The 4024-nt window shown below is 73.3% G+C and carries 3 protein-coding genes; all 3 read right to left on the bottom strand.

Going from position 1 to position 4024, the window contains the following annotated elements; genetic code table 11:
- Nucleotides 1-1538, bottom strand: a 1538-nt coding sequence (locus R6V09_RS47730; RefSeq protein ID WP_317887711.1) for a ComEC/Rec2 family competence protein, incomplete at its 3' end; no start/stop codon positions are given.
- Complete coding sequence (locus tag R6V09_RS47725; RefSeq protein ID WP_317887710.1) at nucleotides 1535-2761, bottom strand: ComEA family DNA-binding protein; 1227 nt, start codon at nucleotides 2759-2761, stop codon at nucleotides 1535-1537. The genes R6V09_RS47730 and R6V09_RS47725, both read right to left, overlap by 4 nt.
- 201 nt (nucleotides 2762-2962) lie before the next feature.
- Nucleotides 2963-3808 carry a DegV family protein gene (locus R6V09_RS47720; protein WP_317887709.1) on the bottom strand — a complete coding sequence of 282 codons (846 nt, stop codon included), beginning with the start codon at nucleotides 3806-3808 and terminating at the stop codon, nucleotides 2963-2965.
- Nucleotides 3809-4024: the final 216 nt, after the last annotated feature.

The following is a 4024-nucleotide window of genomic DNA, read 5'->3' as shown; positions in this document are numbered from 1 at the left end:
TGCGCGGCGGCAGCGGCGGCCAGCGCCTCGGCCAACCGCGGCGGAACCCGGTGCCGCCGCAGCGTCTCGCACCAGCGTGGCGCGAGCGTGAGCAGGGCTCCGGTGGCCAGCACGGAGAGCAGGAAGCCGTAACTGCGGGCCAGCCACGGGTCGTACAGCACCAGGAGCAGTACGGCCGTCGCCAGCGCCGGGATCAGTGATCTACGGCGTCCGGTCGCCAGGGCGAGCAGTGCGACGGCACCGCAGGCCGCGGCCCGCAACACGCTCGGGTCGGGCCGGCACACGACGACGAACCCGAGTGTGAGTACCCCTCCGAGCAACGCGGTCGCCCTGAGGGAGATCCCCAGGCGCGGCGCCAGACCTCGGCGTTCGACGAGTTGGGCGAGACCGGGCGGTCCGATGAGGAGGGCGAGCAGGATGGTCAGGTTGCTTCCGGAGACGGCGAGGGTGTGCGCGAGGTCCGTCTCCTTGAAGGCCTCGTCCAACTCGGGTGTGATGCGCGCGGTGTCGCCGACGACCAGCCCCGGCAGCAGCGCCCGCGCGTCCGCCGGCAGTCCATCGGTGGCCTCACGCAGCCCGGCCCGCAACCGCCCCGCGAACCGCTGGGCTCCGGACGGCTTCCCCACCACCTCCGGCACCGGCTGGTTGCGCACCCGCAGCACGGCCGCGACCCGGTCCCCGCTCGTCAGAGAGGGCGCCAGCCGTGCGGTCACCCTCACCCGCGTGGACGGCAGCAGCCCCAGCCAGGGCGAACGCTCCGGCCCACCACCGGACCCCCGTGCCCGACCGCCCACGGCCCCGGCAGCACCCCCGACACCTCTGACGCCCCTGACACTCCCAGCGGACGAGCCCGGATCGACGATCAACAGCACCGGCGCCCGCGTCTCCACCACCGTCCCGTCGGTCTGCTCCACCCGCCGTACCTCGGCCTCGATCAGCACGGAGACCGGAGCCGCGTGATCCCCGCTGATCCGGGGCCGGGTCAACCGTGGATCGGAACCGACCTCCACCTCCGCGGTCACGGCCGCGTACTCCCGCGCCAGCTCGGGCACCGGCCCTCGGCGCAGATCCGCCCCGTGGAACCCGGCGGAGGCGGCGGCTGCCGCGATGGAGAGCAGCAGGGCGGCGATCGAGGCACGGGGCCAGGAAGCCCGGGAAGAGTGGGAAGGGCGCGAAGCCCGGGAAAGGTGGGCCGGTGTCGGGGGCGGTTCAGGGAGAGTGCGCAGCTCGGAGAGGGGGCGGCTGCCACCCGCACTGCCTCGCCGTCGCATCAGCAGGAGCACGAGCCCCGCCACCAAGGCGACGACCGCGACACCGGTGACCCAGACCGGTGACGCGTCCAGCGCCAGCGCGGCTGTCGCCCAGGCGGCGAGCGCGGGCGGTACCAGCCGTAGGTCTGTCGGGCCTTCCTGGTGGGGGTGCGCGGCACCCCGCCGGTTCCCGGAGGAGACATGCACGGCACGGCGGGACGAGGCGTCGTTCTGCGGCGTGGTGCGTGGCGTCTCAGCCTCGCGCGAGTCGTCGTGGACGCGGGTCATGGCCGTACCAGATCCCGCAGATCGGCGAAGCGGCGGTCGCCGATGCCGTTGACCTGGCGCAGTTCGTCCACCGAGCGGAAACCGCCGTGCTGGGTGCGGTAGTCGATGATGTGCTGGGCCAGTACCGGGCCCACTCCCGGCAGGGTGTTGAGCTGATCCGCGGTGGCGGTGTTGAGGGAGACCGGAGCCCCTGGAGCAGCGCCCGCACCGGCGCCCGTTGAACCCGCCACACCACCCACCGATCCCGCACCAGGCACCGCCCCAGCGGCCGGCCCCCCGACGACGACCTGCTCCCCGTCCACAAGGAACCGAGCTAGGTTGAGCCCCTCGGTGTTCGTGCCCGAACGCACCCCACCCGCCGCCCGCAGCGCATCGGTCACCCGCGAACCGGCCGGAAGCCGATGGACCCCGGGTTCACGGACCTTGCCGCTGACGTCCACGACGATCTCGGCGCCGGCCGCACTCGATGCGCCCCGTGCCCCGACCGAGGTATGCGACCCGGCCCCTTTGCGCGTGGCACCGCCCCCTTCATCGCCCCCTGTCCCGTAAGGAGCCGCCGCCCGCACCACCTCCGGGGCCCGCACGGGCTGCGTCCGGCCCACCCAGAAGTGCTGCACGGCGAAGACCGCGGCCACCACGAACAGCACGCCGAGCGCGACCACGCTCCGCCGCTCCAGCACGCACCGCGTCTGCACCCACACCGGCATCCGCTCCCGCAGAGCCGACCCCACCCGCTCGCGCCAGACCCCTACCTCACGGCCACCCCCGACACCGGCCTCACCGCCACCCCCGACACTGGCCTCCCCAACACCGCCGAAGTCTCCGGCATCCCCTGTGTCTCCAACATCCCCGATGCCTCCGATGCCCCCGATGTCCCCAACCCTTGCGGGCTCAGCGGGCCCCACGACCCCCTCGGCCCCTCCGGCGTACGAGACGTCGGACTCCGGCCCAACACTCCCCGGCGCTCCCATCCGGGCCGGCGCCCGCGCCGCCACACCCACGCCCGGTTCCCCACCCGGCGGCCCGTTCCCCAACTCCCTTCGCTCCCCGGTGCGTTCGGCGAAAAGGATGTCCGCGCGTCGCCGGAGCTCGTCCGCCGAAGCCTGGCGGTGTGCCCGGCCTCGGGCCGTTGGGCGGCGATGGCGGGTGCGGCCGTCCGAGGACGGGGCGCGGCCCGGGCCGCTGGTCGCGGTCGCTGTGCGTGAGCGTGATCGAAGTGCCATGCGCCGAGGATCGGGCATCTCGCCACTTCGCGATGATCTTGGTCAATTCCCGGGGACGACCGCCCAGTTGTGGATAACTCCATCACCCACACGAGTTAGCGGCCCGCAAAACACCCGCGAAGGAAACCTCGAAGGGAACCTTTTGAAGCCGAGGGACACCCCGACGAAAACCCGCGCACTGGCGGCCGTCACCGACAGCCGTCACCGCGGCGAAACCACAGCCCCCAACAACCCGGGCCCGGTGTGCGCCCCGATCACCGCCCCGACCTCGCTCACATGCAGATCGGCCAGTCCGGGCACCCGTACCCGAAGCCGCTCCGCTAGGGCCTCCGCGCGCTCGGGCGCGGAGAGATGGTGGACGGCGATGTCGACCTGCGCACTGCCCGCCCGGTCGGCCACGATCTCCTCAAGGCGGGCGATCGCCTTCGACGCCGTCCGTACCTTCTCCAGGAGTTCGATGCGCCCGCCCTCCAGCTGGAGCAGCGGCTTCACGGCGAGTGCGGAGCCCAGCAGGGCCTGCGCCGCGCCGATACGGCCGCCCCGGCGCAGATAGTCGAGGGTGTCGACGTAGAAGTAGGCGGAGGTGCCCGCGGCCCGTTTCTCCGCGGCCGTGACCGCCTCGTCCATCGTGCCGCCCGCCTCCGCCGTCTCGGCCGCGGCGAGTGCGCAGAAGCCGAGGGCCATCGCGATCATGCCGGTGTCCACGACCCGCACCGGCACCGGCGCCTCACGGGCCGCGAGGACCGCCGCGTCGTAGGTCCCCGAGAGCTCGGCGGAGAGGTGGAGGGAGACGATGCCGGTGGCGCCGGACTCGGCGACCCTGCGATAGGTCTCGGCGAAGAGCTGAGGGCTGGGCCGCGAGGTGGTGACCGGGCGCCGCTTCTGCAGGGCCAGGGCGAGGGAGCGGGTGGAGATCTCGGTGCCCTCTTCGAGTGCCCGGTCGCCGAGTACCACGGTCAGCGGCACCGCTGTGATGCCGTGGCGCTCCATCGTCAGCGGCGGCAGGTAGGCCGTTGAATCGGTGACGATCGCGACATGGCGGGACATGAGCTGGAGGTTACCTGCCGTAGCGGCCGGGCGGCAGCCCGACCCCTTTCACCTGGGCCGGAACCGGCCGGATCACACCGTGCCGCGCGCTAGCGCCGTGCCGCCGGGTCAAGTCGTGCTCTCGGGGCGGGGTTTCTTCTGCCAGGGGTAGCTGGGGCGCCGTCCCGGCGGGGTGATGGCGGAGGGGGCGGGCTCCTCAGCGGCGGGGCGGGAGCG

The sequence above is a fragment of the Streptomyces sp. W16 genome (assembly GCF_033194735.1).
GTDB lineage: Bacteria > Actinomycetota > Actinomycetes > Streptomycetales > Streptomycetaceae > Streptomyces.
This window is presented reverse-complemented; position numbering and strand designations above follow the sequence as displayed.

Bases quoted from the DNA above. Each gene is read 5' to 3' on its own strand.
- R6V09_RS47720 (WP_317887709.1), bottom strand. From the start codon at position 3,808: ATGTCCCGCCATGTCGCGATCGTCACCGATTCAACGGCCTACCTGCCG.
- R6V09_RS47725 (WP_317887710.1), bottom strand. From the start codon at position 2,761: ATGGCACTTCGATCACGCTCACGCACAGCGACCGCGACCAGCGGCCCG.